The organism is Streptomyces anulatus, from assembly GCF_000721175.1.
Taxonomy (GTDB): Bacteria; Actinomycetota; Actinomycetes; order Streptomycetales; family Streptomycetaceae; genus Streptomyces; species Streptomyces anulatus_C.
This window is the reverse complement of record NZ_JOEZ01000016.1, coordinates 598,164-624,521: the sequence shown is the minus strand read 5'-3', so window position 1 is coordinate 624,521 and position 26,358 is coordinate 598,164. Positions and strand designations below refer to the sequence as shown.

Here is a 26,358-nt window from a genome sequence, read left to right as displayed (position 1 = left end):
TGGAAGAATCGGGCTCATGGAAAGCAGTGGCACCACGCGCCGCCAGGCCACCCGGCAGAAGCTCTACGAGGCGGCGGTGACGCTCATCGCCGAGAAGGGCTTCTCGGCGACCACCGTCGACGAGATCGCCGAGCGGGCCGGGGTCGCCAAGGGCACGGTCTATTACAACTTCAAGAGCAAGACCGAGCTGTTCGAGGAGCTGCTCCGGCACGGCGTGGGGCTGCTCACGGCCTCTCTGCGGGCCTCCGCGGAGGAGTCCGAGGAGCGCGGCGGCACCCGGGTGGAGGCGCTGGACGCGATGATCCGGGCCGGGCTCGCCTTCATCGACCGCTACCCGGCCTTCACCCAGCTGTACGTGGCCGAGCTCTGGCGCACCAACCGCGCCTGGCAGTCCACGCTGCTGGTGGTACGTCAGGAGGCCGTCGCGGTCGTCGAGGACGTACTGCGGGACGCGGTGCGCAGCGGTGAGCTGAGCGAGGAGATCGACATCCCGCTGACGGCCGCCGCGCTGGTCGGGATGGTGCTGGTGGCGGCGCTGGACTGGCAGGCGTTCCAGCCGGAGCGCTCGATCGACGAGGTCCACTCGGCGCTGTCGCTGCTGCTGCACGGGCGGGTCAGCGGGCGCTGAGGCCGGCCCCTCCGGACCTCCGGGGCCCGAGCCGGAACGTGCCGGGAAAGCCGAAGACGCCGGCCGCTGGAGTTCGCATCCCCCGCGAACTTCACCGGACCGGCGTCTTCCGTGCTTGCCGGAAACCCGTTCCCCGTGACCCCGTACGTCCCCCGTGGTCCCCGGGCCTCCGTCGTGCACCCCCGTTGCGTCGGGGGAACCGCACCGTTCCGCCGCCCCGTGCCGGCGGTCCTGGCGCAGCGCCCCTTCCGTGGTCATCACTCTGCCGTCCGCGCAGGTGGGGGCCTATCCGCGTAGCTACTCATCTGTGTCCCTGAGTACGGGTACTCAGGGCCCGCGCCGAACCCCACCCGGGTCCGGCGCGGGGTCGTTACGATCGCCTGCGTGTCAATAATCCCCCTGGTGTTCACAAGCGGCTGGGCCAGCGGAGTCAACGCGTACGCGGTGGTCCTGCTGCTCGGTCTGTTCGGCGCGGCCGGCGTGTCCGACGAGGTGCCCGCCACCCTGCAGCGCACGGACGTCCTGATCGTGGCCGGTGTGCTGTTCCTCTGCGAGGCGGTGGCGGACAAGATCCCCTACGTGGACTCGGTCTGGGACACGGCGCACACCGTGATCCGGCCGGTGGCCGGGGCGGTGATCGCCGCTCTGCTCGCCGGGGAGAACGGTTCGCTGCCGGAGCTGGCGGCCGGGGCCATCGGCGGGTCGACGGCTCTGATGAGCCATCTGGTGAAGGCCGGCACGCGGATGGCCGTCAACACCTCCCCGGAGCCCTTCAGCAACGTCGGGATGAGTATCGCCGAGGACCTCGGGGTCGCCGGAGTCGTCACCGTCGCCGTATTCAATCCGGTGGCGGCCGCCGTGATCGCGGCCGTGCTGCTGGTGCTCGGCATCGTCGTCGTGGTCGTCCTCGCCTCCCGAATCCGCCGGTTCCTGCGCCGCCGGGCCCAGCGCCGCGAGGAGAAGAACCTGGCCGGGACGGGTGGGCCCTGGCCTCCCGGCTGAACTGTCGGTGCCGGTCGATAAAGTCACCGGCATGGCACGAATTGCGGTGATCGGCGCCGGGACGGGCGCGATGGCGGCGGCCGCCCGGCTCGCCGTGGCGGGCGAAAAGGTGACGGTGTACGAGCGGTCCGCGAGCTACGGCGGCTCGGTCGGCCGACATGAGCACGAGGGTTTCGTCTTCGACACCGGGCCCGGGCTGCTGCATCTCCCCGCCGTCCAGCGCGACCTCTTCGTGAAGACGGGCAAGGAGTCGCTGGAGCAGTGCGTGACGCTGACCCAGGTCGATCCGGCGAGCCGTCATCTCTTCGCGGACGGCACGGCGGTGTCCCTGCCCAACGCCTCGCGGGCCGGGGTGGCCGCCGCCCTGGACGGTGCGCTCGGGGCGGGGGCGGGGGCGCGCTGGAGCGACTTCATGGACCGGGCCCGGGACGCCTGGGACCGGTCACGGCGGCCGCTCCTGGAGGAGCCGCTGCGGGCCGATCACCAGGTGCTGGGGCGCGATCCGTATCCCGCGGTACGCCAGCGCCGCCTGCTGCGCGCGGCCCGGCAGGCGTCCACCGTCGCGGAGATCGGCGCGTGGGAGCTGGCGGACGCCCGGCTCGCCGCCCTGCTCGACGGGTACGCGCTGTCCCACGGCCTCGACCCGCGCACCGCCCCCGCGAGCGCCGCGCTGCTGCCGTACATGGAGCAGACCTTCGGCAGCTGGTACGTGCTGGGCGGGATGCGCGAGCTGGCCCGGGCGGTGTACGAGCGGTGCGTGGCCCGCAGGGTGCGGTTCGTCTTCGGGGCCGAGGTGGTCCGGGTCGTCGAGGAGGACGGCCGGGCGGCGGGCGTGGAGCTGGCGGGCGGTGAGGTGGCCGAGGCCGACCGGGTGGTGCTCGGGGTCCGGCCGCGCCCGGGTCTGGTGCCGGCTCAGCAGGTGTGGGGCGCCGGCGACGTGACGGTCCGGGCGGGCTCCGGAGCGGGAGCGGCGGGCCGGTTCACGGTGCTGCTGTCGCTGCGCGGGGCCCGGGAGGCGGACGCGGCGCACCGGACCGTGGTGCACAGCGCCGACGGGGCGGCGGAGCAGGAGGCGGTGTTCGGGGGCCGGGTCGCCGGGCACCCCACGGTGACGGTGCTGCGCCCCGACGACCCGGCGACCCGTCCGGACGCGGAGCACGAGGCGGTGACGCTCACCGCGACGGTGGCTCCACAGGGGCCGGTCGACTGGCGGGACGCGGGGGTGAGGCAGCGGTTCGCCGACATCCTGGTGGAGCGGGCTGCGGCGGCCGTTCCGGGGCTGCGGGGGCGGATTCTGCACACCGGGGTCCGCACGCCCGCGGAGACCGAGGCGGAGACGGGGGCCGAGGGCGGTGCGGTTCCGGCGCCCGCGCTGGCCGGGGCGGACGGCGCGTATCTGCACCCGGGCAACCTCACCCGGCTGCCCGGGCTGTATCTCGCGGGCGGCTGGGCGCACCCGGGCGGCGGACTGGCGCACGCCGGGATGTCGGGGACGCTGGTGGCCGGGCTCGTCGTGGAGGGCGACGACTTCCGCGGCTCCCGCTGAGCGAGGAGTACGGCCGCTGCCGCCGGGCGGGCGGCCGCCCGGGGACGGCTGCCGACCGGGGGCCGTCCCCCGGGAGCGGCGCGCGGTCCCTCGGCAGCGGTGCTGCTTGTTTCAGTAGCGGTACTGCTCGTTCTGGCCGGTGTCGTAGCCGTTGCCGTACGGGGTGGGCCCCGCGGGCTGCTCCGGCGGCATCGGGGGGTACTTCTCGGCGTCGCGCTGCTGCGGGACCCAGACACCGCCGGGCGGGGTGTCCGTGCCGTACGTCTCCGTGCCGTGGCTCTGGGCGTAGGGGTCGGCGTAACTCTGCTGCCCGCCCTGGCTGTCGTAGCCGTCACCGTTGCCGTAGGCGTCGTAACCGCCGTAGGAGGGAGCTCCGTTGGTGGTGCCGATGTACGGGTCGGAGTAGGCGGCGTAGGTCTGCCGGCCGGTGCCGTAGTCGTACGCGTCGGCGTAGGGGTCCTGGGCCGGCTGCTGTTCGTAGCCGGTGTACGGGTCGTACGCGGCGTACTGCGGCTGGGCCGAGGGGTCGGCCTCGTGCCCCTGGTCCTGGTCCTGGTCCTGGTCCTGGCGGGCGTTGCCATGCGCGTCGTAGCCGGTGTCGCCGTACACGCCGTACTGGCCGGTGTCGTCGGGCAGCGGCTGCGGTTCGTAGACGGACGGTGCGGGCGGGGCGGCCGGTGGGCGGTCGTACCCGGGGTCGGCGACCTCCAGGTCCGAGACCTCCAGCGTGGGTTCCCTCCCTGCGGGACCCTCGCCGCCGCCCCTGCGCCGGCGGCTCTCCCCCGGGCTGCCGCCTATGGCCCAGCCGGTGGAGAAGCCGCGCCGGAAGGACAGCGTCACGAAGGTCTGGCCGGTGGCGAAGGCGAGCGTGCCGACGACGATGACCGGGACGGAGGCCAGCAGCACCCCGACCACCACGCCGAGGAAGCCGGCGAAGGCGAGGAGCCGCCAGCGCAGTCGTGCCTTGTACTGCAGCAGCACCTCGCCGAGCAGCCACAGGGCCACCAGACCGAATGCGATGTAGAGGACCGTCCAGCCCACGCCCGCCCCCTCCTTCGGCCGTAGCCGCATCGGCGGCGGGTACGACCGGTCACGACTGCTTGTGCAGTCCGAGTTTTTCGTAGATTTCGAGCGTCGCCGTCGAGTTGTTGAGCGTGATGAAGTGCAGCCCGGGCACACCCTCGGACAGCAGCTTCGCGCAGAACTCCGTTGCGAACTCGATGCCAATGGAGCGTACAGCGGCCGGATCGTCCTTGGCCGCGAGGATGCGCTCTTTCAACGACGCGGGCACGGTCGCGTTGCTGAGCTGGGAGAACCTTTCCAATTGCTTCACGCTGGTAAGGGGCATGACCTCGGGGATCACCGGCGTTTCGCAACCCGCAGCGACCACGCGGTCACGCATCCGGAGATAGTCCTCCGGGCGGAAGAACATCTGGGTGATCGCGTAATCCGCGCCCGCGCGGCACTTGTCCACGAAATGACCGATGTCCGTCTCCCAGTCGGTCGACCGGGGGTGCATTTCGGGAAATGCCGCGACGCCGACACAGAAGTCGCCCGATTCCTTGATGAGCCGGACGAGGTCGGCGGCGTACTTCACGCCCTGCGGGTGCTCCACCCACTCGCCCATCGGGTCGCCCGGCGGGTCGCCGCGGACCGCGAGGATGTTCCTGATGCCCGCGTCGGCGTACTGCCCGACCATGTTGCGCAGCTCGGCGACGGAGTGGTTCACCGCGGTGAGGTGGGCGACCGGGGTCAGGGTGGAGTCGGCGGCGATCTGCTGGGTGGCCCGGACCGTCCCGGCGCGGGTGGAGCCACCGGCGCCGTACGTCACGGAGACGAAGCTCGGGCGGACCGCCTCGACCCGGCGCAGCGCGTTCCAGAGGTTGCGCTCGCCTTTTTCCGTCTTGGGCGCCCAGAACTCGAAGGAGTACGACGTCATGCCGGTCGCTAGCAGGTCACGCACGGTGCGCGCGTGGTCCGTCCTGGTGGAGGGTGTGCCAAGGGCCATAAGGGGAGGTTAACCAGGGGGTGGACACTCCCCCAAGCAGAGCAGGAAACTTTGCCTCGTTTTGTCGCGCTCTTGTCCATCCCTCGGACAGGAGCCCGGAATGTCCGACATCCGCACGCCGGAATTTCAGAGCGCGTGCGCCCGGATGCGCCGGGCCAGGCCGGAGGTGGCGGCGGCCGGGTCGTCGGCCTCGGTGATCGCCCGGACGACGACGACACGGCGGGCCCCGGCGGCCAGCACCTGGTCCAGATTGCCCGCGTCGATCCCGCCGATCGCGAACCAGGGGCGCGGCTGGTCGAGGGAGGCGGCGTGGCGCACGAGGTCGAGGCCGGGGGCGTGGCGGCCGGGCTTGGTGGGGGTGGGCCAGCAGGGGCCGGTGCAGAAGTAGTCCACGCCGTCCTGGGCGACGGCGGCGTCGACCTCGGCCTCGGCGTGCGTGGAACGGCCGATCAGCCGGTCGGCGCCGATGATCGCGCGGGCGGCGGGGACCGGCAGGTCGCCCTGCCCGAGGTGCAGGACGTCGGCGCCGACGGCGTGGGCGATGTCGGCGCGGTCGTTCACCGCGAGGAGCTTGCCGTGCCGGCGGCAGGCGTCGGCGAGGACGGCGAGATGCTCCAGCTCCTCGGCGGCCTCCATGCCCTTGTCGCGGAGCTGGACGATGTCGACGCCGCTGGAGAGCACGGCGTCCAGGAAGGCGGGGAGGTCGCCCTGCCGCTTGCGGGCGTCCGTGCACAGATACAGCCGGGCGTCGGACAGTTGCTCGCGAGACGTGGACATAGGTGGAGCTCCCCCGTGGTCGTGACGGTGCACGGGCCGCGCCGGGCGGCCCGTGCTTCGCTTGCTGTCGTATCGGTCAGACGGCGAGCGCCTGGGCGCGGCGCTTCACCTCCGTACCGCGATTCTCGCTCAGCGCCTGGGCGGGGGTGCCGGGCAGGGTCGGGTCGGGAGTGAAGAGCCACTCCAGCATCTCTTCGTCGGAATAGCCGTCGTCCCTCAGGAGGGTCAGGGTGCCGGAGAGGCCCTTGACCACCTTGTCGCCGTCGATGAAGGCGGCGGGCACCTGGAGCGCCCGGTTCTCACCGCGGCGTACGGCGATGAGCTGGCCATCCCTGACCAGCTGCCGTACGCGCGTCACCTGGACATCGAGCATTTCCGCGATGTCGGGCAGGTGGAGCCAGGCGGGGACGAGAGCATCGGTCTTTGCGTCAATCTCGGTCACAAGGACAAGCGTGCCATCCGGGACCGACAGTCGGTAGCCGGGCCGACCGTACGGGGGTCGGCCGCGGGGGGCCCGGGTCCCTCACAGGGCGGCGGACTTCAGCGGTACGGCGGGGTCGGCCACCTTCTCCGGGTCGAGGACGGCCCCCGACTCGATGAGCCTGCGGCCCTGGGCGAGGTCGCGCGGGCGGCCCACGGCGAGCACGGCGGCCAGTGCGCCGTCGCGCAGCCAGCACACCGACCAGGTCGCCTCCGCCCCGTCGCCGCGCCACAACAGGGTGTCGGCGTCCGCATGGTGGCCGGCGTACTGCACGAAGCGGCCGAACTGCTCGGACCAGAAGTACGGGACGGGGTCGTAGACGGGGAGCGGTTCGCCGTCCTGGGCGGCCATGATCGCGGCGGCCGCGGTGCGCGGGCCCTGGAGGGCGTTGTCCCAGTGGTGGACCAGCAGGCGTGCTCCGTAGCGGACGGAGGGGAAGGAGGCGCAGTCCCCGACCGCGTACACATCGGGCAGCGAGGTGCGCAGCGCGCTGTCGGCGGTGACCGAGCCGTCCGGGCCGAGCTCGACCCCGGAGCCGGCCAGCCAGCCGGTGGCGGGGCGGGCGCCGATGCCGACGACCACGGCCCCGGCGGGCAGGACGCGGCCGTCCTGGAGGATGACGGCCCCCTCCTCGACGCGGTCGACGCGGGCGCCGGTGAGGAGTTCGGCGCCGCTGTCGGCGTACCAGTGGGCCATCGGGGCGGCCACCTCGGCGGGCAGGGTGCCCGCGAGCGGGCGGGCGGCGGCCTCGACGACGGTGACCGCGCAGCCGGCGGCACGGGCGGCGGTGGTGAACTCCGCGCCGATCCAGCCGGCCCCGACGACGACCACGTCGTGCTGCCGGTCCAGGACGGGCCGCAGCCGGGTGGCGTCGTCGAGGGTGCGCAGCAGGTGGACGCCGGGCACGCCTTCGGCGCCGGGCAGGGCCAGGGGCTCCGCTCCGGTCGCGAGGATCAGGGCGTCGTAGGGGACCGGCCCGTCGGCGGTGTCGAGCACGTGGTCGGCGGCGCGCAGGGCGGTGACGTCCAGGCCGAGGCGCAGGGTGATGTCCAGCGCCTCGAAGTCGACGTCGAAGGCGGAGTCCTCCGCCTTGCCCAGCAGCACGGCCTTGGACAGCGGCGGCCGGTCGTAGGGCTGGTGGGGCTCGGCGCCGATCAGGGTGACGGGCCCGGCGAAGCCCGCCTCGCGCAGGGCCACGGCGCTCTGCACGCCGGCCATGCCCGCTCCGACGACCACGACGTGCCGTGTCCGCTGCCGTGCCGCCCGCTGCTGTGTCTGCTCGCTCACCTGCCCACCCTAGTCAACTGACGTGCCGTCAGATAGAGGGGTGCGGGGAAGGAGCTCGGGATGGGAGCTCTTCCACCACGCTCGTCCCGCTGCCCTCCTGGGACTCCCAGACCCACCGCTCCTCCAGCCGCACCCGGCCGTCCGCGAGGTCGACGACCGTGGAGAGGCAGTGCCCGGACGAGGTCGTTCCGTCCTGCTTGAGCTGTACGTAACGGAAGTCCAGCGCGTCTCCGTCCCGGGTGCCGACGAGATGACCGCGGACCACGTCGCCGCCCGCGTACTCGGCCCAGATCCGGCCGCCCCGCTCGTGGTACGTGAAGCGGGTGCGGGTGCCGACCTGGCCGGGGGCCTGGTCGGCGACGGGCGAGAGGACGAGTCCGTCGAGCGAACGGGCCATGGTGGTCGCTCCCTTACAGGCCGCGGGCGAGTGGGTCTAGGCTGGCCAACGTAGAACACTCGCGGGAGCCCGGACGCACCGGGCTGAGAGGGAGGCTGGGCGGCCTCCGACCGTACGAACCTGCTCCGGGTCATGCCGGCGAAGGGAGGGGCTGGACACCCATGCGCATCTCGGGGAGAGCCTCCGGATCCGACGTCCTCGTCATCGGGGGCGGAATCATCGGCCTGGTCACCGCGTGGCGGGCCGCCCAGCGGGGGCTGGGCGTCACCGTGGCGGACCCCGCCCCGGGCCGCGGCGCCGCGCAGGTCGCGGCGGGCATGCTGGCCGCCGTCACCGAACTGCACTACGGCGAGCAGATGCTGCTCGGCCTCAACCTCGCCTCCGCCGCCCGCTATCCGGCGTTCGTGGCCGAGCTGGAGGAGGCGAGCGGCCGGGACACCGGCTTTCGCGCCTGCGGCACGCTCGCCGTCGCGCTGGACTCCGACGACCGGGCGCATCTGCGTGAACTGCACGCCCTCCAGGAGCGTTCGGGGCTGGAGTCGACCTGGCTGAGCGGCCGTGAGTGCCGTCGCCTGGAGCCGATGCTGGCCCCGGGCGTCCGGGGCGGCCTCCGGGTCGACGGCGACCACCAGGTGGATCCGCGCCGCCTCGCCTCGGCGCTGCTGACCGCGTGCGAGCGGGCCGGGGTCGCGTTCCGCCGGACGACCGCCGAGCGGCTCACCGTCGCCGGGGGCCGGGCGACCGGGGCGCTGCTCGGCGACGGCACGAAGTTCGCGGCCGATCAGGTCGTGCTCGCCGCAGGCAGTCTCAGCGGCCGGCTCGCGGGGCTCCCGCCGGAGCTCGTACCGCCGGTCCGCCCGGTCAAGGGCCAGGTCCTCCGGCTCACCGTGCCCCCGGCGTACGCCCCCTTCCTCAGCCGCACCGTGCGCGCCGTGGTCCGGGGCGGCCACCTCTACCTCGTGCCGCGCGAGAACGGCGAGCTGGTCATCGGCGCCACCAGCGAGGAGCTGGGCTGGGACACCACGGTCACCGCCGGCGGGGTGTACGAGCTGCTGCGCGACGCCCATGAGCTGGTGCCCGGCATCACCGAGCTGCCGCTCACCGAGACCCTGGCCGGTCTGCGTCCCGCGTCGCCCGACAACGCCCCGCTGCTCGGCCCGACCGCGCTGCCAGGTCTGCTGCTCGCCACCGGTCACCACCGCAACGGCGTCCTGCTGACCCCGGTCACCGGGGACGCGATGGCCGACGCCCTGACCACCGGCGAGCTGCCCGAGGCGGCCCGCCCCTTCGACCCCGGCCGGTTCGGTCCGGCCGCCCCCGCCCCCGTGCTCCAGGAGCAGCCCGTATGACCCAGCAGCCCACCGTGCCCGAGCCCGCCTCCGCGCCCGACTCCGCGCCCGTGCCGTCCGGAGACTCGGTTTCCGTCTCGGTGAACGGGCAAGCCCGGGCCGTACCCGCCGGGACGGCCCTGGACGCCCTCGTCGCCACGCTGACCCCGGCCCGTTCCGGAGTCGCCGCCGCCGTCAACGAGAGCGTCGTCCCGCGCGGCCGGTGGGCCACCACCCCGCTCGGCGAGGGCGACCGCGTCGAGGTACTGACCGCCGTGCAGGGAGGCTGACCATGTCGGACGACGTCTTCACGCTGGGCCCTGCCACCTTCGGCTCCCGGCTGATCATGGGCACCGGCGGCGCCCCGAGCCTGGAGGTGCTGGAGCGGTCGCTGATCGCCTCCGGCACCGAGCTGACCACGGTCGCGATGCGCCGGCTGGACCCGAGCGTGCAGGGTTCGGTGCTCTCGGTGCTGGAGCGGCTCTCCATCCAGGTCCTGCCGAACACCGCCGGCTGCTTCACCGCGGGCGAGGCGGTACTGACCGCCCGCCTGGCCCGGGAGGCGCTCGGCACCGACTGGGTGAAGCTGGAGGTGATGGCCGACGAGCGAACCCTGCTGCCCGACCCGATCGAGCTGCTGGACGCGGCGGAGATCCTGGTGGACGACGGGTTCGTCGTGCTGCCCTACACCAACGACGACCCGGTCCTGGCCCAGAAGCTGGAGGACGTGGGGTGCGCGGCGATCATGCCGCTCGGCTCCCCCATCGGCTCCGGGCTCGGCATCCGCAACCCGCACAACTTCGAGCTGATCGTCGAGCGGGCCGGGGTGCCGGTGATCCTCGACGCGGGCGCAGGGACGGCCTCGGACGCGGCGCAGGCGATGGAGCTGGGGTGCGCCGCTGTGATGCTCGCCTCGGCGGTGACCCGGGCCCAGGAGCCGGAGCTGATGGCCGGGGCGATGCGCCATGCGGTGGAGGGCGGTCGGCTCGCGTACCGGGCGGGCCGGATTCCGCGCCGCCACTTCGCCCAGGCCTCGTCGCCGGTGGACGGGCGGGCGGTGCTCGATCCGGAGCGCCCGGCGTTCTGAGCATCCGGACGGGCTCGCCACCTGGGACGTGTCCCTGTCACGGATCCGCTGCAGAACGGCCCCGGGAGTGCCCCGGCCCGTCCGGGGTGCCGGTGGCGGCTCGTAGACTCTCGGGGTGGACACGACCCTCCAGGACCCTCTCGTCGGGCAGCTGCTCGACGGCCGGTATCGCATAGAGGCGCGCATCGCCGTCGGCGGGATGGCCACGGTCTACCGGGCCGTGGACACCCGCCTGGACCGGGTGCTCGCCCTCAAGGTGATGCACCCGGCGCTCGCCACCGACGTCTCGTTCGTCGAGCGCTTCATCCGCGAGGCCAAGTCGGTGGCCCGCCTCGCGCACCCCAATGTCGTCGCGGTCTTCGACCAGGGCGCCCAGGGCGCGTACGTCTATCTCGCGATGGAGTACGTGGCGGGCTGCACCCTGCGCGATGTGCTGCGCGAGCGGGGGGCCCTGCAGCCCCGGGCGGCCCTCGACATCCTGGAGCCGGTCCTCGCCGCGCTCGGCGCCGCGCACCGGGCGGGGTTCGTGCACCGCGACATGAAGCCGGAGAACGTCCTGATAGGGGACGACGGCCGGGTGAAGGTCGCCGACTTCGGCCTGGTCAGGGCGGTCGGCACGGCCACCGACAGCACCGGCTCGCTCCTGGGCACGGTGTCGTATCTGGCCCCCGAGCAGATCGAGCACGGCACGGCCGACACCCGCAGCGACGTGTACGCCTGCGGGGTCGTGCTGTACGAGATGCTGACCGGCGCCAAGCCGCACACCGGCGAGACCGCCGCCCAGGTCATCTACCAGCACCTCAACTCCGACGTCCCGGCCCCGTCCGCCGTCGTGCCGGGGCTCCCGGTCGCGCTGGACAGCCTGGTGGCGAGCGCGACGGCCCGTAATCCGGAGGTGCGCCCGCACGACGCGGTGCTGCTGCTGGCCGAGACGCGTGAGGCGCGCACCGCGCTGACCGACGCCGAGCTGGACGCCGTACCGCCGCAGGCGCTGTCGGAGGCGCACGACGGCGCGGACGACCGTACGAGCGTGATCCCGCGGGCCCTCCCGGCGGACGGTGACGGGGCCGAAGTGCACCGCACCAGCCGTCTGGAGATGCCGCCGGCGGGGCCCGCCGCCCCCCGGCGCGGGACCGGCCGGCGCGGACCGTTCGGCGGGCCGCATCGCAAGCTGATCACCATCCTCACCGCCGTCCTGCTGACGCTCGGCATCGGGACGGGCGTCTGGTACATCAACTCCGGGCAGTTCACCCAGGTCCCCTCCCTGCTGGGTCAGACCCAGAAGACCGCCGAGCAGCGGCTCTCGGACGAGGGGCTCGGGCTGAAGGGCGTGGACCGGGTCTTCAGCGACACCGTCGAGCGGGGTTCGGTCGTCAGCAGCGATCCCGCGTCGGGCGCGCGGATCCGGGGCAACGGCTCGGTGAAGCTCGTCGTCTCGCGGGGTCCGGAGGTCGTGCGGGTGCCTGACGTCGTGGGCAGCTCCCTCGCGGACGCCCGGCGTTCCCTGAAGAAGGTGGGCCTGGTCCCCGGGATGGTGACCAGGGAGTTCAGCGAGGACGTGGCCCGCGGCGAGGTGATCCGCACGGATCCCCGCGCGGGCACGGACCGCACCCCGGACACGGCCGTGGCGCTCGTCGTCAGCAAGGGCGCTCCCGTCGACGTCCCGGACGTCACCGGTCTGTCGGCCGAGGACGCCACCGCCGAGCTGGAGGCCGAAGGCCTGAAGGCCGAGGTGCTGCCCGGCCGGATCCACTCCGCCGAGGCCGAGGGTGATGTCGCCGAGCAGTCCCCCGGCGAGGGCACCGAGGCCGCCGAGGGCGACACGGTCCAGCTGACGATCTCCAAGGGCCCCCGGATGCTGGACGTCCCGGACGTCACCGGCCGGGACGTCGACGAGGCACGGAGCACCCTGGAGGAGGCGGGCTTCGAGGTGAAGGTCGACCGGCCGTTCCTCTCCTTCAGCGACACGATCGCGAGCCAGTCCGTGGACGGCGGCGAGCAGGCCCCCGAAGGGTCCACGATCACGATCAAGACCAAGGGGTTCTAGAACCAGATGCACTCTCTGCGCAATCCGGTGGGCGGACACGTCCCGGTGGCCGGCGGTCTCGCCAAGGTCGGCCTGGAGTACGCCCGTGAGCTGGCGGCGGAGACCGTGCAGGTCTTCGTGGCCAACCCGCGTGGCTGGGCGACGCCCGCCGGGAACCCGGCGCAGGACGAGCTGTTCCGCGCCGAGTGCGCGGCGGCCTCGATCCCGGCGTACGTCCACGCCCCGTATCTGATCAACTTCGGCTCGCACACGGAGGCGACGGTCGAGAGGTCCGTGGAGTCCCTGCGCCACTCGCTGCGGCGGGCCCGCGAGATCGGCGCGCTGGGCGTGGTGGTGCACACCGGTTCGGCGACCGGCGGGCGGCCGCGCGTCGAGGCCCTGGCCCAGGTGCGGGAGCACATGCGCCCGCTGCTGGACGAGCTGACCCACGACGACGATCCGGATCTGCTGCTGGAGTCGACGGCCGGCCAGGGCTTCTCGCTCTGTTCGCGGACCTGGGACTTCGGGCCGTACTTCGAGGCGCTGGACTCCCACCCGAAGCTGGGCGTCTGCCTGGACACGTGCCACATCCACGCCGCCGGACACGACCTGGCCGGCCCCTCGGGGATGCGGCAGACGCTGGACCTGCTGGTGGACACGGTCGGCGAGGGACGGCTGAAGCTGATCCACGCCAACGACTCCAAGGACGTCGCGGGCGCGCACAAGGACCGGCACGAGAACATCGGCGCAGGTCACATCGGGGCGGAGCCGTTCCGGGAGCTGTTCGCGCATCCGGCGACCAAGCGCGTACCGCTGATCATCGAGACGCCCGGCGGCAAGGAGGGGCACGCGGCGGACGTGGCCCGGTTGAAGGAGCTGCGGGAGGTTCCCGGAACCTGAGGCCTGTCGTCACATTCCCGTCGTCGCCCGGGCGGAATGTGACGACAGGCCCCGGCAAGTGCCGTGGCCGGCAACGTTTGCCCGTCAAGGAGTGGCGTCCGGTGCGTGCTCCCGGTGTGCCGGCCCGATGCCCTCGTACTGGACGTATCTGGGATTTCGGCCGGTGCGGCGGGCGTGCGTGCCGGGCGCCGCGACGGGGCGAACGTCGCCGGTCACAGCACTAGAGTTCGGGGCCGTCCCCGGGCTCCTCCTGGTAGGAGTAGCGCTGCTCGTTCCAGGGGTCGCCGATGTTGTGGTAGCCCCGCTCCTCCCAGAATCCGCGCCGGTCCGCCGTCATGTACTCGATGCCCCGGACCCACTTCGGGCCCTTCCAGGCGTACAGGTGCGGGACGACCAGGCGCAGCGGGAAGCCGTGCTCGGCGGTGAGGAGTTCGCCGTCCTTGTGGGTGGCGAAGAGGGTGCGCTCGGAGGCGAAGTCGTCGAGGCGCAGGTTCGAGGAGAAGCCGTACTCGGCCCAGACCATCACATGGGTGGCATCAGGGGCGGGTGGGGCCAGTTCGAGGATCGTGCGGGCGGGGATCCCGCCCCATTCGGCGCCGATCATGCTGAACTTCGTCACACAGTGCAGATCGGCGACGACCGAGGAGAACGGCAGCGCCGAGAATTCCTGGTGGCTCCAGCAGTGCTTGTCGCCGTCGGCGGTGGCCCCGAAGACCCGGAACTCCCAGCGGTCGGGCTTGAACTTGGGAACGGGCCCGTAGTGGGTGACCGGCCATCCGCGTTGCAGTCGCTGTCCCGGCGGAAGCCCGGACTGCTCTGTCTCGCGGTTTTCCCGGCTTTCCGGCTGACCCATGCCTCCATGGTGACAGACAGGCAGGGGTGGTCATGACCGGAGAGGACCCCATCCGGGCAACTCGTACTAAGCGTGCACTTACTGGACGGCCGCTGGGCGCGGTGCGAGGATCTGGCCAACTTGCCAGATCGATCACCGGTTGGAAGGAGCCTTTGCCATGCAGGGCGACCCCGAGGTCCTTGAGTTTCTCAATGAGCAGCTGACCGCCGAATTGACTGCCATCAACCAGTACTTCCTGCACGCGAAGATGCAGGAGAACTTCGGGTGGACCAAGCTCGCCAAGTACACCCGGGCCGAGTCCTTCGACGAGATGAAGCACGCCGAGATCCTCACCGACCGGATCCTGTTCCTCGACGGGCTGCCGAACTATCAGCGCCTCTTCCATGTCCGGGTGGGCCAGACGGTCACCGAGATGTTCCAGGCGGACCGCCAGGTCGAGGTGGAGGCGATCGACCGCCTCAAGCGCGGTATCGAGGTGATGCGCGGCAAGGGCGACATCACGTCCGCGAACATCTTCGAGTCGATCCTGGAGGACGAGGAGCACCACATCGACTATCTCGACACCCAGCTGGAGCTGGTCGAGAAGCTCGGTGAGCCGCTCTACATCGCCCAGCTGATCGAGCAGCCGGAGAGCTGACCGCTCAGGCGGCGCCGGAGAGCCGTACGTCCCGGATGCCGGCCGCCGACACCGCTGCCGGGGGTGTGCGGGAGGCGGTCACCGGTTCCTGCCGCTGGTCGAGCAGCTCGCGGCGGGGGCAGTCGCCCCGTCCCAGCAGCGCCTGGATGCGGCGCACGCATCCGCCGCAGTCCGTCCCGGCCTTGCAGGCCGACGCGATCTGGCGGGGTGTGCAGGCTCCGGCGTCCGCATGCTTCTTGACCTGCTGTTCCGTGATGCCGAAGCAGGAGCAGACGTACATGCGGTTCACCTCCCTGCGGGTCGTCGCTGGTCGCCGTCCCGGTCTCTGCCGGTGAGGCTAACCTAACCTTACCCGTCCCTCAAGTGGCGTAAAGCCCTGGGACGAGCTGTGGGGCACGGATCACAAGGATCCGTGCCCCACAGCTGCGACGGCCGGGAGTCCACCCGGCCCACCGCCTACTGGTCGCGGTACATCTCGGCGACGAGGAAGGCCAGGTCGAGGGACTGGCTGCGGTTGAGCCGGGGGTCGCAGGCCGTCTCGTAGCGCTGGTGCAGGTCGTCCACGAAGATCTCGTGGCCGCCGCCCACGCACTCGGTGACGTCGTCGCCGGTCAGCTCCACGTGGATACCGCCCGGGTGGGTGCCGAGGCTCTTGTGGACCTCGAAGAAGCCCTTGACCTCGTCCAGGACGTCGTCGAAGCGGCGCGTCTTGTGGCCGGAGGCGGCCTCGAAGGTGTTGCCGTGCATCGGGTCGGTCACCCACGCCACGGTGGCGCCGGAGGCGGTGACCTTCTCGACCAGCTCGGGGAGCTTGTCGCGGACCTTGTCGGCGCCCATGCGGACGATGAAGGTCAGCCGGCCGGGCTCGCGCTGCGGGTCCAGGCGGTCGACGTAGCCGAGCGCCTCGTCGACGGTGGTCGTCGGGCCGAGCTTGATGCCGATCGGGTTGCGGACCTTGGCGGCGAACTCGATGTGCGCGCCGTCCATCTGCCGGGTGCGCTCACCGATCCAGACCATGTGGCCGGAGGTGTCGTACAGCTCGCCGGTGCGCGAGTCCGTACGGGTCAGCGCCGTCTCGTAGTCCAGCAGCAGCGCCTCGTGCGAGGCGTAGAACTCGACCGCCTTGAACTCGGCCGGGTCGGTGCCGCACGCCTTCATGAAGTTGAGCGCGTTGTCGATCTCGCGGGCCAGGGCCTCGTAGCGCTGGCCGGCGGGGGACGACTTCACGAAGTCCTGGTTCCAGGCGTGGACCTGGCGCAGGTCGGCGTAACCACCGGTGGTGAAGGCGCGCACCAGGTTCAGCGTGGAGGAGGACGCGTGGTACATCTGCTTCAGCCGCGCGGGGTCCGGGATCCGGGCCTCCTCGGTGAAGGCGAAGCCGTTCACCGAGTCGCCGCGGTAGGTCGGCAGGGTCACGCCGTCGCGGGTCTCGGTCGACTTGGAGCGCGGCTTGGAGTACTGGCCCGCGATCCGGCCGACCTTCACCACGGGCACGGAGGCCGCGTAGGTCAGGACGGCGCTCATCTGGAGCAGCGTCTTCAGCTTGGCCCGGATGTGCTCGGCCGACACGGCGTCGAAGGCCTCGGCGCAGTCGCCGCCCTGCAGCAGGAACGCCTCGCCCTTGGCGACGGCTCCCAGACGGGCGCGCAGCTGGTCGCACTCGCCGGCGAAGACGAGCGGCGGATACGACGCGAGGTCCGCGAGTACATCGCGCAGGGCCTCGGAGTCGGGGTACTCGGGCTGCTGCGCCGCGGGAAGGTCTCGCCAGGTGTTGCCACCGGCGACGGAGGTATTGGCGTTCACGGTCACATGGACAACATTACGGGGTCGCGGGAGGCGTCCATTCGAGCGCTCAACAGTTGAGACGCCCGCTCCGATGCCCGGAACGTCCGCTAGGGTCGCAGCATGTCGACGCGACTGATCCGGATCTCGATCCAGAACTGGTGGTGGACCGCTCATCCGGCGGCCCGCTGATTGATCGCGCTGACACTCGCGAAGGCCGCCCGAGGGGCGGCCTTTTCTGCGTTGCGGAGCCGTTCCTCCCCTTGTGAGTCCCGTACGGAATCCCGTACGGGCCCGTCCGGAAGGAACCTGCTCCCATGTCCCAGACCGCGCCCCGCTCCGCCTCCGGTCTCGTCCGCCGGCTGCTGGCCGACGACGCCCCGCCGTTCGCTCTGCTGCGCCGCCGCACACCCGGCCGTGACCACGATCACGTCGAACTGCTGATCGGCGGGGTGCGGGAGGCGGACCGGCTGGCCGATCTGCCGGTGGGCGCGTCGCCTGCGCTCGCCCTGGTGCCGTTCCGGCAGATCGCCGAGCGCGGCTTCGACGTGCGCGACGACGGCACCCCGCTGAGCGTGCTGGTCGCCCACGAGACGCACGAGCTGGAGCTCGCGGAGCTGCTGGCGGCGCTGCCCGCCCATGACGTGACGGTTCAGGACCGCGGCTTCGACGTGCCGGACGCCCAGTACGCGGACATCGTGCGGCGGGTGATCCGGGACGAGATCGGGCAGGGCGAGGGCGCGAACTTCGTGATCCGGCGGACGTTCCGGGGCGAGATCCCCGGGTTCGGGCGGGCGGACGCGCTGGCGCTGTTCCGGCGGCTGCTGGCGGGCGAGCGGGGCGCGTACTGGACGTTCGTGGTGCACACCGGGGACAGGACGCTGGTGGGGGCGAGCCCGGAGGTGCATGTGCGGATGTCCGGCGGGACGGTCGTGATGAACCCGATCAGCGGGACCTACCGCTACCCGGCCCAGGGGCCCACCGCCGAGAGCCTGCTGGCGTTCCTCGGGGACCGCAAGGAGAGCGAGGAGCTGTCCATGGTGGTCGACGAGGAGCTGAAGATGATGTGCACGGTGGGCGACATGGGCGGGGTGGTGGTCGGGCCCCGGCTCAAGGAGATGGCGCACCTCGCGCACACCGAGTACGAGCTGCGCGGCCGGTCCTCGCTGGATGTGCGCGACGTGCTGCGCGAGACGATGTTCGCGGCGACCGTCACCGGCTCCCCGGTGCAGAACGCGTGCCGGGTCATCGAGCGGTACGAGTCCGGGGGACGCGGCTACTACGCGGGCGCGCTGGCCCTGCTGGGGCGGGACGCGAACGGGGCGCAGACGCTGGACTCGCCCATCCTGATCCGTACCGCCGACATCGCCCCGGACGGTTCGCTGGAGGTGCCCGTCGGGGCCACGCTCGTACGCCACTCGGACCCGGACAGCGAGGTCGCCGAGACGCACGCCAAGGCGGCCGGGGTGCTGGCCGCGCTGGGGGTGCGGCCGGGCCGGCCGGCGGCGGAGGCGGACCGCCCGCGGCTGGCCTCCGACCCACGGGTGCAGGCGGCGCTGGACGACCGGCGCGGCGGCCTCGCCCCGTTCTGGCTGCGGATGCAGGAGCGCACCCGGGACCTGGCGGGCCACGCGCTGGTGGTGGACGGCGAGGACACGTTCACCGCGATGCTGGCCCATCTTCTGCGGGCGTCCGGGCTGGACGTCTCGGTGCGCCGCTACGACGAGTCGGGGCTGCGCGAGGTGGTCCGGGCGCACGAAGGGCCGGTGGTGCTGGGTCCTGGCCCCGGCAACCCGGGCGATCTCACCGATCCGAAGATGCGGCTGCTGCGCGAGATCACCGCGGAGCTGGTGCGGGACCACCGGCACGGGCTGCTGGGGGTCTGCCTCGGGCATGAGCTGATCGCGGCGGAGCTGGGTCTGGAGATCGTGCGCAAGGCGGTGCCGTACCAGGGGGCGCAGACCCGGATCGAGCTGTTCGGACGGCCGGAGACAGTGGGCTTCTACAACAGCTTCACCGGGCGTTGCGACGGTCCGGCCGCCGCCGAGCTGGCCGCGCACGGCATCGAGGTGAGCCGGGACGAGGAGAGCGGTGAGCTGCACGCGCTGCGCGGGCCCGGTTTCGCCTCGGTGCAGTTCCACCCGGAGTCGGTGCTGACCGTGCGGGGCTCGGCGATCGTGACGGAGCTGCTGGCGGGGCTGCCCGTGCCGAGCTGAAGGGACCGCCTCACTTCCTCGGCAGGTTCGACGTCCTCGGTACGAGGACGTTCTCGCTGTGGCGGCCGGCCAGGTAGTCGGTGACGTTCCGCACCGTCGCGTCGATGATCTGGCCCACCGCGTCCTCGGTGTAGTACGCCTGGTGGGAGGTGACGACGACGTTGGGGAAGGTCACAAGCCGGGCGAGGGTGTCGTCGTCGATGCCCTCCAGGGACTTGTCGAGGAAGAACAGCCCCGCCTCCGCCTCGTACACGTCGAGTCCGACGCCGAGGAAGCGGCCCGCGCGCAGTTCGGTGACCAGGGCAGCGGTGTCGATGAGGCCGCCGCGGCTGGAGTTGACGAGGATCGCGTCGTCCTTCATCGCCTTGAGGGCGGCCTCGTCGATGATGTGCTGGGTGCTGGGCAGCAGCGGCACATGCAGGCTGATCAGGTCCGCCTCGGCGAACAGCCGCTCCTTGTCGACGTACTCCATGCCCAGCTCGACGCAGGCCGGGTTCCGGGCCACGTCCCAGCCGAGCAGTTTCATGCCGAAGCCGTGGGCGATCCGGGTGAACGCCTCACCGATCTTCCCGGTGCCGAGCACCCCGACGGTCCGGCCGCGCATGTCCCGGCCGAGGAGTCCGTCGAGGCGGAAGTCGAAGTCCCGGGTGCGGCTCGCGGCGCGGATGATGCGCCGGTTCACGGCCATGGCGAGCGTCCAGGCGAATTCGGCGACCGAGTACGGGGAGTAGTAGGAGACCCGGGAGACGCGCAGGGCGAGGCGCTCGGCGACCTCCAGGTCGATGTTGTTGAAGCCGGTGGAGCGCTGGGCGATCATCTGCGTGCCGCCCGCGGCGAGCGTCTGGAGCACCTGGGAGCCGAGGTCGGCGTTGACGCTGGAGGAGACGATCTCGTAGCCGGCCGCGATGGGGGCGGTGTCCCGGTTCAGGAAGACGTCCAGGCAGCGGACCTCGTGCAGCCCTTCGAACGCCTTCTCGATCAAGGGCTTCTCATCGGACTGCACACCGAAGGCCAGGATTTCCACGGGTACTCCCGATCTGATTCCGCGGGCGGGGCCGGACATCGCGAATATACGGCTCCGCCCCCGCCCCCGCCGCATCAGACGTCGTCGAGGCCGCGCTCGATGGCGTACCGCACGAGCTCCACCCGGTTGTGCAGCTGGAGCTTGCCGAGGGTGTTCTGCACGTGGTTCTGCACGGTGCGGTGCGAGATGACGAGGCGTTCGGCGATCTGCTTGTACGAGAGTCCCTTGGCGACCAGCCGCAGCACCTCGGTCTCCCGGTCGGTGAGCTGCGGGGCCTTGGGCTCGTTCGACGCCACGGGTACGGGGTCGGAGGCGAGCCTGCGGTACTCGCCGAGGACCAGGCCGGCCAGGCCCGGGGTGAAGACCGGGTCGCCGGCCGCGGTGGAGCGGACGGCGTCGGTCAGCTCCTGGGTGGAGGCGGACTTCAGCAGATAGCCGGTGGCCCCGGACTTCACCGCCTCCAGGACGTCGGCGTGCTCGCCGCTCGCGGAGAGGACCAGGACCCGCAGGCCCGGGTGGGAGCCGACGAGCTCCTTGCAGACCTGGACGCCGGGCATGCCGGGGAGGTTCAGGTCGAGGACCAGGACGTCCGGGCCCACGGCCTTGGCCCGGCGGACCGCCTGCGGGCCGTCCCCGGCGGTCGCGACGACGTCGAAGCCGGACTCGGCCAGGTCACGGGCGACCGCGTCGCGCCACATGGGGTGGTCGTCGACCACCATGACCTTGATGGGCCGGCCTGTGGCCCCCCGCTCGTCCTGTGCCGCGTTCTGCGTACTCATCGGGCCGATCCTGCCTTCCCCCGGGAAACCTTCGGTGCTTTCGGAACCTTCAACTCGACCTCGCAGCCCTGTCCGGGCACCGAGATCAGCTCTGCCGTGCCGCCCAGGTCGCGCAGCCGGCCGCGGATGGACAGGGCGACCCCGAGCCGCCCTTCCCCCTCCGCCTGGGCGAGCCGCCCCTCCGGGATGCCGGGGCCGTCGTCCCGGACGGTGACGATCACCTCGTCCGGCTCGTCCTCGACCAGGATCCACGCCTGGGCGTCCGGGCCCGCGTGCACCCGTACGTTGTCCAGGGCTGCGCTGACGGCGGCGGCCAGCTCCCGGGCCGACTCGGCGGGGAGCAGCACGGGCGCGCCCGGCTCGGCGAAGCTCGTACGGGATCCGGTGTGCGGGGCGAGCAGCGCCCGCAGGTCGCAGGCGGCCCCGTCGCCGGGGCTCTCCTCGTCGATCTCGACCGTACGGACCACGGCCCCCTCGGCGGCGTCCTCGGAGACCCGGGTCGGTGGGACCAGACCGCTGGAGACCAGGGTGCGCAGGGCGACCTCCTGCTCCCCGGCCATCCGGCCCAGCTCGGCCGCCTCGCCGCCGATCGCGGTACCCCGGCGCTGCACCATGGCGAGGACCTGGAGCACGCTGTCGTGGATGTCGCGGGCGAGCCGTTCGCGTTCGCGGGTGGTGGCCTCGATCTCCAGGGCGCGGGCGAGGGTGCGCTCACTGGCGCGGGCGACCTCGACGACGTACCCGATGGCGATGGAGGCGACCCAGACCAGCAGGACGTTGTGGTAGGTGTCCCGGCTGGGCTCGCCGCGCTGGATGATGTTGGCGGCGGCGACGAAGGTGGAGGCGAAGGCCGCCCACCGCCAGCCGCCCTTGATCGCGAAGGCGAGGACCGCGCCGGCCGTCCAGATCGACGGCAGCGTCGGGCCGTCGAACGACTGCGAGTCGAAGTCGGCGAGCGGGGTGAGCAGGATGCCCGTCAGCGCGACGACGAGGTCCGCGACGAGGAAGCGTTTGGTGCAGCTCGCCGCCGAGCGGACCTTCGGCAGCGTGGCGAGCGTCCAGACGGAGAGGAAGGCCAGATACGCGACGGCCACCCAGGGCCGTTCGAACCTCTGCTGGCCGAAGTTGTCCTTCCCGAAGATCGCGAGCAGCACCGCGTAGATCATCGTCAGGACGCGGTAGCCCGTCAGCGCACGCCACAGCGGCAGCTCGACCGACATCCGTACGACCCGCTCACGCTTGGCCATGACCACACCCCCCGGACGGTGAACGACGCGGTCAGGCGCCGGACCGTTCCGTTCCGTTCTCGTTGCTCGCGGCGGCCTGCTTCTGGGCCCGCTTCGCCTCTTCGGCCTTGGCCTTCGCCTCGTCGGCGATCTGGCGCTTGGCGGCGGTGGCGTAGATGTCGACGTACTCCTGGCCGGAGAGCTTCATGATCTCGTACATGACCTCGTCGGTCACCGAGCGCAGGATGAAGCGGTCGCCCTCCATGCCCTGGTAGCGGCTGAAGTCCAGCCGCTTGCCGATCCGGATGCCGGGGCGCATCAGCTTGGGCATCACCTGGCCGGGCGGCTGGATCTTCTCGGTGTCGATCATGGCGACCGGGATCACGGGGGCCCCGGTGGCCAGCGCGACGCGGGCCAGCCCGCCGGGCTTGCCCCGGTAGAGGCGGCCGTCGGGCGAGCGGGTGCCCTCGGGGTAGATGCCGAAGAGGCCGCCGCTCTCGACGACCTGGATGCCCGCCCTGATCGCCGCCTCGCCCGCGCCACGGGCTCCGGAGCGGTCGACGGGGAGCTGACCGACGCCCTTGAAGAAGGCGGCGGTGAGCTTGCCCTTGACCCCGGGTGCGGTGAAGTACTCGGCCTTGGCGATGAACGTGACCTTGCGGTCCAGCACGGCCGGGAGGAAGAACGAGTCGGAGAACGACAGGTGGTTGCTCGCGAGGATCGCCGGACCGCGCTCGGGGATGTTCTCCAGGCCCTCCACCCACGGCCGGAAGGCAAGCTTCAGGGACCCGCCGATGGAGAACTTCATTGCGCCGTAGATCAACTCTGGTGCCTCCTGTGTGCTGTCGGTCAGACCTTAACCTGTGGGGTCGTCGCGGCCTTTGCCAGGCAGGGGGCGACCCCCTGCCCGGGCGGGCCGTGCGGGGCCGCCCCGGGAGGCGTGACGGCCCTGGTCGGTGTCGGTCCGGTCGCGTACGGTGAAGTCATCCGTCAAGCACTCCCTCAGGTGCTCCCCGCCCCGTCCCACGAACAGGAGACCCTGGTGCCGGTCCTCCCTGGAGCCGAGCCGTTCCGCCACGAGGGCGGAGAGGTCGGCGTCCTCCTCTGTCATGGCTTCACCGGATCACCGCAGTCGCTGCGCCCCTGGGCCGACTATCTCGCCGAGCGCGGGCTGACGGTCTCGCTGCCGCTGCTGCCCGGCCACGGAACCCGCTGGGAGGACATGGCGGTCACCGGCTGGCAGGACTGGTACGCGGAGGTCGACCGGGAGCTGCGGGCCCTGCGGGACAAGTGCGAGCGGGTCTTCGTCTTCGGCCTGTCCATGGGCGGCGCGCTGAGCCTGCGGCTCGCGGCCAGGCACGGGGACGCGATCAGCGGTCTGGTGCTGGTCAACCCGGCCAACAAGGTGCACGGCCTGTCCGCGTACGCGCTGCCGGTGGCCCGCCATCTGGTGCCGACGACCAAGGGCGTGGCCGACGACATCGCCCTGCCGGGTTCGCACGAGGTGGGCTACGACCGGGTGCCGCTGCACGCGGCGCACTCGTTGCGGAGGTTCTTGCGGCTGGTCGACGGGGAACTGCCCCAGGTGACCCAGCCGGTGGTCCTGCTGCACAGCCCGCAGGACCATGTCGTGCCGCCCGCGGACAGCGCGCGGATCCTGAGCCGGATCTCCTCCACGGACGTCTCGGAGATCTTGCTGGAACAGAGCTACCACGTGGCGACGTTGGACCATGATGCGGAGCGGATCTTCGATGAGAGCTACCGGTTCATCGGCCGTCTCGCACCGAACGTCGGGATGAAGGGGAGCACGTCCGGTGGCTGAGCACGACGCGGAACGTACAGGCAGCGGCGAGGAGCGTGAACCGCGCCCCACGGAGCCCGCGGCCGTCCCCGAGGGGACGAAGCCGGCGGGGGACGCGGGAGCGGAGCAGGAGCGGGCGATCGACGAGGACGCGGCGTGGGCCGCGATCGTCGCGGGGTACGGGGAGGAGCCGCCGGACCCGCCGGGCGCCAAGCCGTTCAAGTCCGTCGAGGACCTGGCCCTGCTGGAGGACGATCAGCGCAACGTGCTGGGGCCGAAGGACGGCAGCGCCGGGGACCAGGCGGACAAGGGGTCCGGCAAGACGCCCCCGAAGCCGCCGGAGAAGAAGCCGCTGGGCAGCTCGGTGGTCTTCGCACCCGGCGTCGCCGGTCCGCGGGACTACGAGCTGCCCGCGTCCAAGGACGACGGCATCGACGTGCCGGACGACGGGGACGAGGGCCACTTCGTGCCCCCGGAGCCGCCGCCGCTGCCGGAGGCCGACGTCACGGCGAAGTTCGCCTGGCTGGCGGTGATCGGCGGGCCGGTCCTGATGCTCGTCGCGGTGCTGCTCCAGTGGGAGATGACCTGGTGGCTCACCACGCTCTGCATCGGTGGCTTCCTCGGCGGCTTCGCCACCCTGGTGGCCCGGATGCCGCACGACGACGATGACGACACCTACGGCGACCCGGGGCGCGGCGCGGTCGTGTAGGGAGTGTCCGGTGGATCATCCGGCGGGGACTTTGAGGGCGGCCAGGACGGGCAGATGGTCCGTGGCCGCCCTCAGGTCGTCCCCGCTCACCTTGGGCAGCCCGGCCGGGACACCACAGCCGAGCACCTCGATGCCCGGGGTCGCGAACACCGCGTCGATGCGCTTGCGCGGTCCGTCCTGCGGGAACGTCAGCTCGCCGCCCCACGGGGCGACGGCCCGGCAGTCCTGGAGCTTCCCGGCCAGGTGCTGGAACGCCCTGCCGGTCGGTACGTCGTTGAGGTCGCCGCCCGCCACCGCGTGCTCCACGCCCATCGAGGCCAGCCGTTCCAGCAGCAGGTCCGCCTGGGCGAGGCGTTCGTCGCGCTGGAGGCTCAGATGGCAGCTCAGCACGCCGAGCCGGGTGCCGGCGATCCGCACCACGGCGGTGGCGAAGCCCCTGCGGTGCAGGCCGGGGGTGAGCGGCAGCAGGACGTCCTCGGTGCGCTCGACGGTCGTCCGCAGCGAGCACAGCAGCAGCGGCCCGGCGGCGGTGGCCCCGCCGCTCAGCACCACCAGCCCACTGCTCTTCGCGAGCCTGGCCGCGGCCTTGCGCCAGCGGAAGAAGCGCGGGGCCTCCTGGACCAGGACCAGGTCGGGTGCGCACGCGCGGATGACCCGGGCCAGCGCGGCGGTGTCGTCGTGCATCGACCGGACGTTGTAGCTCAGCACCCGGATCACGGCTGAACCGTCCGGCTCGGTACGGGAGTCGGGCAGTGGCGTCAGGACCATGCGGGCCACGATACGACGGACGCCCGCCACCGCCCCGGAGGGCGGCGACGGGCGCCTCGTGCGTCGTACGAGCGGGGGATGACCGGGAGTGTCCGGCGGATCAGGTCCGGCCCGGTCATGATCCGCCGGGCGCCCTCTAACCCTGGCGGGCCAGGTCGGCCGCGCCCACGAGCCCTGCCTTGCCGCCGAGTTGGGCGGCCAGTACCTGGGCGTGCGGGCGCCACTCGCCGCCGATCAGCCAGCGCCGGAACGACTTGCGGATCGGGTCGAGGACCAGCTCGCCCTCGTCCGAGACGCCGCCGCCGACGATGAACGCGGACGGGTCGAACAGTGAGGCGAGGTCGGCCAGTCCGGCGCCGGCCCAGCGGGCCAGCTCGCGGAACGAGTCGATGGCCACCGGGTCGCCCTGACGGGCGGCCTCGCTGATGTGCTTGCCCTCGATGCCGTCCACCGAGCCGTCGCCGAGGCCGAGCAGGACGACGGCGTTCTCAGGGGTGGCGTTGGCGCGCTGCTTGGCGTACCGGACGAGGGCGCGGCCGGAGGCGTACTGCTCCCAGCAGCCCTGGCTGCCACAGCCGCAGAGCAGACCGTCCGGGACGACCCGGACGTGGCCGAACTCGGCGGCCACGCCGAAGCGTCCGCGGCGCAGCTTGTTGCCGATGATGATGCCGCCGCCGAGGCCGGTGCCCAGTGTGATGCAGATGACGTCGTCGTGACCCTGGCCGGCCCCGAAGCGATACTCGCCCCAGGCCGCGGCGTTGGCGTCGTTCTCGACGACGACCGGCAGGCCGACGCGCTGCTCGACCTTGTCCTTGAGCGGCTCGTGACGCCAGTTGATGTTCGGTGCGAACAGCACGGTGGCGCGCTTGTCGTCGACGTAACCGGCGGCGCCGATGCCGACGGCCTCCACCTCGTGTCCCTCGCTCGCCCCGGCCACCGCCGCGCAGATCGCGTCGACGATGCCTTCGGCCGTCGGCGGGGTCGCCACCTTGAACGTCGAGAGGATCCGGCCCTCTTCGTCGACCACTCCAGCCGCGATCTTCGTGCCGCCGATATCGACGCCGATGGTGAGTCCCATGAATCCCTCAGTTTCGGT

General features: G+C 72.1%; 28 protein-coding genes and 1 riboswitch. Of the genes, 13 read left to right on the top strand and 15 right to left on the bottom strand.

Annotated features, from left to right (window positions below):
* Nucleotides 1-16: 16 nt before the first annotated feature.
* From IG90_RS0121005 to IG90_RS0120995, 3 genes are all read left to right on the top strand, one after another.
* Entirely contained in the window at nucleotides 17-628 is a 612-nt protein-coding gene (locus tag IG90_RS0121005; protein ID WP_030586488.1) for a TetR/AcrR family transcriptional regulator, read from the top strand.
* A 384-nt stretch (nucleotides 629-1,012) separates the two neighbouring features.
* Nucleotides 1,013-1,630, top strand: coding sequence for a DUF4126 domain-containing protein (locus IG90_RS0121000; RefSeq protein ID WP_030586485.1), 618 nt, complete (start codon nucleotides 1,013-1,015; stop codon nucleotides 1,628-1,630).
* Between the two features lie 31 nt (nucleotides 1,631-1,661).
* Complete coding sequence (locus IG90_RS0120995) at nucleotides 1,662-3,176, top strand: phytoene desaturase family protein (RefSeq protein WP_078585321.1); 1,515 nt, start codon at nucleotides 1,662-1,664, stop codon at nucleotides 3,174-3,176.
* Nucleotides 3,177-3,287: 111 nt separating this feature from the next.
* On the opposite strand, the gene IG90_RS0120990 is transcribed toward IG90_RS0120995, so the two are convergent.
* From IG90_RS0120990 to IG90_RS0120965, 6 genes are all read right to left on the bottom strand, one after another.
* Nucleotides 3,288-4,217, bottom strand: a complete 930-nt coding sequence (locus IG90_RS0120990; protein WP_030586480.1) for a hypothetical protein — start codon at nucleotides 4,215-4,217, stop codon at nucleotides 3,288-3,290.
* A gap of 49 nt (nucleotides 4,218-4,266) precedes the next feature.
* Nucleotides 4,267-5,184, bottom strand: coding sequence for a methylenetetrahydrofolate reductase [NAD(P)H] (gene metF, locus IG90_RS0120985; protein ID WP_030586477.1), 918 nt, complete (start codon nucleotides 5,182-5,184; stop codon nucleotides 4,267-4,269).
* Between the two features lie 126 nt (nucleotides 5,185-5,310).
* The gene (thiE, locus tag IG90_RS0120980) at nucleotides 5,311-5,961 is read right to left on the bottom strand and encodes a thiamine phosphate synthase (protein WP_030586474.1); all 651 of its coding nucleotides are present in this window, start codon (nucleotides 5,959-5,961) and stop codon (nucleotides 5,311-5,313) included.
* 76 nt (nucleotides 5,962-6,037) lie between these two features.
* On the bottom strand, nucleotides 6,038-6,403 hold the full coding sequence (locus tag IG90_RS0120975) for an Rv2175c family DNA-binding protein (RefSeq protein WP_007451303.1): 366 nt from the start codon (nucleotides 6,401-6,403) through the stop codon (nucleotides 6,038-6,040).
* Nucleotides 6,404-6,484: 81 nt separating this feature from the next.
* On the bottom strand, nucleotides 6,485-7,729 hold the full coding sequence (locus tag IG90_RS0120970; RefSeq protein ID WP_030586470.1) for an NAD(P)/FAD-dependent oxidoreductase: 1,245 nt from the start codon (nucleotides 7,727-7,729) through the stop codon (nucleotides 6,485-6,487).
* A 28-nt stretch (nucleotides 7,730-7,757) separates the two neighbouring features.
* Complete coding sequence (locus IG90_RS0120965) at nucleotides 7,758-8,126, bottom strand: avidin-fold protein (RefSeq protein WP_030586467.1); 369 nt, start codon at nucleotides 8,124-8,126, stop codon at nucleotides 7,758-7,760.
* A gap of 51 nt (nucleotides 8,127-8,177) precedes the next feature.
* Nucleotides 8,178-8,290: riboswitch (TPP riboswitch) on the top strand.
* Between IG90_RS0120965 and thiO the strand changes: the two genes are divergently transcribed.
* The 5 genes from thiO to IG90_RS0120940 all read left to right on the top strand — a co-directional run bounded on the left by thiO (nucleotide 8,288) and on the right by IG90_RS0120940 (nucleotide 13,467).
* Nucleotides 8,288-9,475: a glycine oxidase ThiO gene (gene thiO / locus IG90_RS0120960; RefSeq protein ID WP_030586464.1), complete on the top strand. Its 1,188-nt coding sequence runs from the start codon at nucleotides 8,288-8,290 to the stop codon at nucleotides 9,473-9,475. It overlaps the preceding riboswitch by 3 nt.
* Entirely contained in the window at nucleotides 9,472-9,744 is a 273-nt protein-coding gene (gene thiS / locus IG90_RS0120955) for a sulfur carrier protein ThiS (RefSeq protein WP_209443561.1), read from the top strand. The genes thiO and thiS overlap by 4 nt, the downstream gene beginning before the upstream one ends.
* A 2-nt stretch (nucleotides 9,745-9,746) precedes the next feature.
* Nucleotides 9,747-10,541: a thiazole synthase gene (locus tag IG90_RS0120950; protein WP_030586457.1), complete on the top strand. Its 795-nt coding sequence runs from the start codon at nucleotides 9,747-9,749 to the stop codon at nucleotides 10,539-10,541.
* 115 nt (nucleotides 10,542-10,656) lie between these two features.
* On the top strand, nucleotides 10,657-12,588 hold the full coding sequence (pknB, locus tag IG90_RS0120945) for a Stk1 family PASTA domain-containing Ser/Thr kinase (protein ID WP_030586454.1): 1,932 nt from the start codon (nucleotides 10,657-10,659) through the stop codon (nucleotides 12,586-12,588).
* 6 nt (nucleotides 12,589-12,594) lie between these two features.
* Nucleotides 12,595-13,467, top strand: coding sequence for a deoxyribonuclease IV (locus IG90_RS0120940; RefSeq protein WP_030586451.1), 873 nt, complete (start codon nucleotides 12,595-12,597; stop codon nucleotides 13,465-13,467).
* A 220-nt stretch (nucleotides 13,468-13,687) separates the two neighbouring features.
* On the opposite strand, the gene IG90_RS0120935 is transcribed toward IG90_RS0120940, so the two are convergent.
* Entirely contained in the window at nucleotides 13,688-14,320 is a 633-nt protein-coding gene (locus tag IG90_RS0120935; RefSeq protein ID WP_030586448.1) for a sulfite oxidase-like oxidoreductase, read from the bottom strand.
* Between the two features lie 157 nt (nucleotides 14,321-14,477).
* Here IG90_RS0120935 and bfr point away from each other — a divergent pair, with 157 nt between their 5' ends.
* Nucleotides 14,478-14,957, top strand: coding sequence for a bacterioferritin (gene bfr, locus IG90_RS0120930; protein ID WP_003969666.1), 480 nt, complete (start codon nucleotides 14,478-14,480; stop codon nucleotides 14,955-14,957).
* A gap of 4 nt (nucleotides 14,958-14,961) precedes the next feature.
* Here the strand turns inward: bfr and IG90_RS0120925 are convergent, their stop codons facing one another.
* Complete coding sequence (locus IG90_RS0120925) at nucleotides 14,962-15,237, bottom strand: (2Fe-2S)-binding protein (RefSeq protein WP_030586445.1); 276 nt, start codon at nucleotides 15,235-15,237, stop codon at nucleotides 14,962-14,964.
* Nucleotides 15,238-15,413: 176 nt separating this feature from the next.
* Nucleotides 15,414-16,760 carry a class II 3-deoxy-7-phosphoheptulonate synthase gene (locus tag IG90_RS0120920; RefSeq protein ID WP_030586442.1) on the bottom strand — a complete coding sequence of 449 codons (1,347 nt, stop codon included), beginning with the start codon at nucleotides 16,758-16,760 and terminating at the stop codon, nucleotides 15,414-15,416.
* Between the two features lie 102 nt (nucleotides 16,761-16,862).
* Here IG90_RS0120920 and IG90_RS47125 point away from each other — a divergent pair, with 102 nt between their 5' ends.
* Nucleotides 16,863-16,931: a trp operon leader peptide gene (locus IG90_RS47125; protein WP_106972956.1), complete on the top strand. Its 69-nt coding sequence runs from the start codon at nucleotides 16,863-16,865 to the stop codon at nucleotides 16,929-16,931.
* Between the two features lie 125 nt (nucleotides 16,932-17,056).
* Entirely contained in the window at nucleotides 17,057-18,955 is a 1,899-nt protein-coding gene (locus IG90_RS0120915) for an anthranilate synthase family protein (protein WP_030586439.1), read from the top strand.
* A gap of 10 nt (nucleotides 18,956-18,965) precedes the next feature.
* Here the strand turns inward: IG90_RS0120915 and IG90_RS0120910 are convergent, their stop codons facing one another.
* From IG90_RS0120910 to IG90_RS0120895, 4 genes are all read right to left on the bottom strand, one after another.
* On the bottom strand, nucleotides 18,966-19,979 hold the full coding sequence (locus IG90_RS0120910; RefSeq protein ID WP_030586436.1) for a 2-hydroxyacid dehydrogenase: 1,014 nt from the start codon (nucleotides 19,977-19,979) through the stop codon (nucleotides 18,966-18,968).
* A 74-nt stretch (nucleotides 19,980-20,053) separates the two neighbouring features.
* Nucleotides 20,054-20,758 (bottom strand): response regulator, encoded by a 705-nt coding sequence (locus tag IG90_RS0120905; RefSeq protein ID WP_030586433.1) that lies wholly within the window; start codon nucleotides 20,756-20,758, stop codon nucleotides 20,054-20,056.
* On the bottom strand, nucleotides 20,755-22,005 hold the full coding sequence (gene macS, locus IG90_RS0120900; protein ID WP_030586430.1) for a MacS family sensor histidine kinase: 1,251 nt from the start codon (nucleotides 22,003-22,005) through the stop codon (nucleotides 20,755-20,757). Before macS ends, IG90_RS0120905 begins: the two co-directional genes overlap by 4 nt.
* 31 nt (nucleotides 22,006-22,036) lie before the next feature.
* Nucleotides 22,037-22,807 (bottom strand): lysophospholipid acyltransferase family protein, encoded by a 771-nt coding sequence (locus tag IG90_RS0120895; protein WP_030586427.1) that lies wholly within the window; start codon nucleotides 22,805-22,807, stop codon nucleotides 22,037-22,039.
* 219 nt (nucleotides 22,808-23,026) lie between these two features.
* Between IG90_RS0120895 and IG90_RS0120890 the strand changes: the two genes are divergently transcribed.
* Together IG90_RS0120890 and IG90_RS0120885 are read left to right on the top strand one after the other, a co-directional pair.
* Nucleotides 23,027-23,806, top strand: a complete 780-nt coding sequence (locus IG90_RS0120890; protein ID WP_030586425.1) for an alpha/beta hydrolase — start codon at nucleotides 23,027-23,029, stop codon at nucleotides 23,804-23,806.
* The gene (locus IG90_RS0120885; RefSeq protein ID WP_030586422.1) at nucleotides 23,799-24,494 is read left to right on the top strand and encodes a hypothetical protein; all 696 of its coding nucleotides are present in this window, start codon (nucleotides 23,799-23,801) and stop codon (nucleotides 24,492-24,494) included. The genes IG90_RS0120890 and IG90_RS0120885 overlap by 8 nt, the downstream gene beginning before the upstream one ends.
* A gap of 15 nt (nucleotides 24,495-24,509) precedes the next feature.
* Here IG90_RS0120885 and IG90_RS0120880 read toward each other — a convergent pair whose 3' ends face one another.
* Nucleotides 24,510-25,262: an endonuclease/exonuclease/phosphatase family protein gene (locus IG90_RS0120880; protein ID WP_030586419.1), complete on the bottom strand. Its 753-nt coding sequence runs from the start codon at nucleotides 25,260-25,262 to the stop codon at nucleotides 24,510-24,512.
* 136 nt (nucleotides 25,263-25,398) lie between these two features.
* Nucleotides 25,399-26,340: an ROK family glucokinase gene (locus IG90_RS0120875; RefSeq protein ID WP_030586417.1), complete on the bottom strand. Its 942-nt coding sequence runs from the start codon at nucleotides 26,338-26,340 to the stop codon at nucleotides 25,399-25,401.
* Nucleotides 26,341-26,358 lie beyond the last annotated feature (18 nt).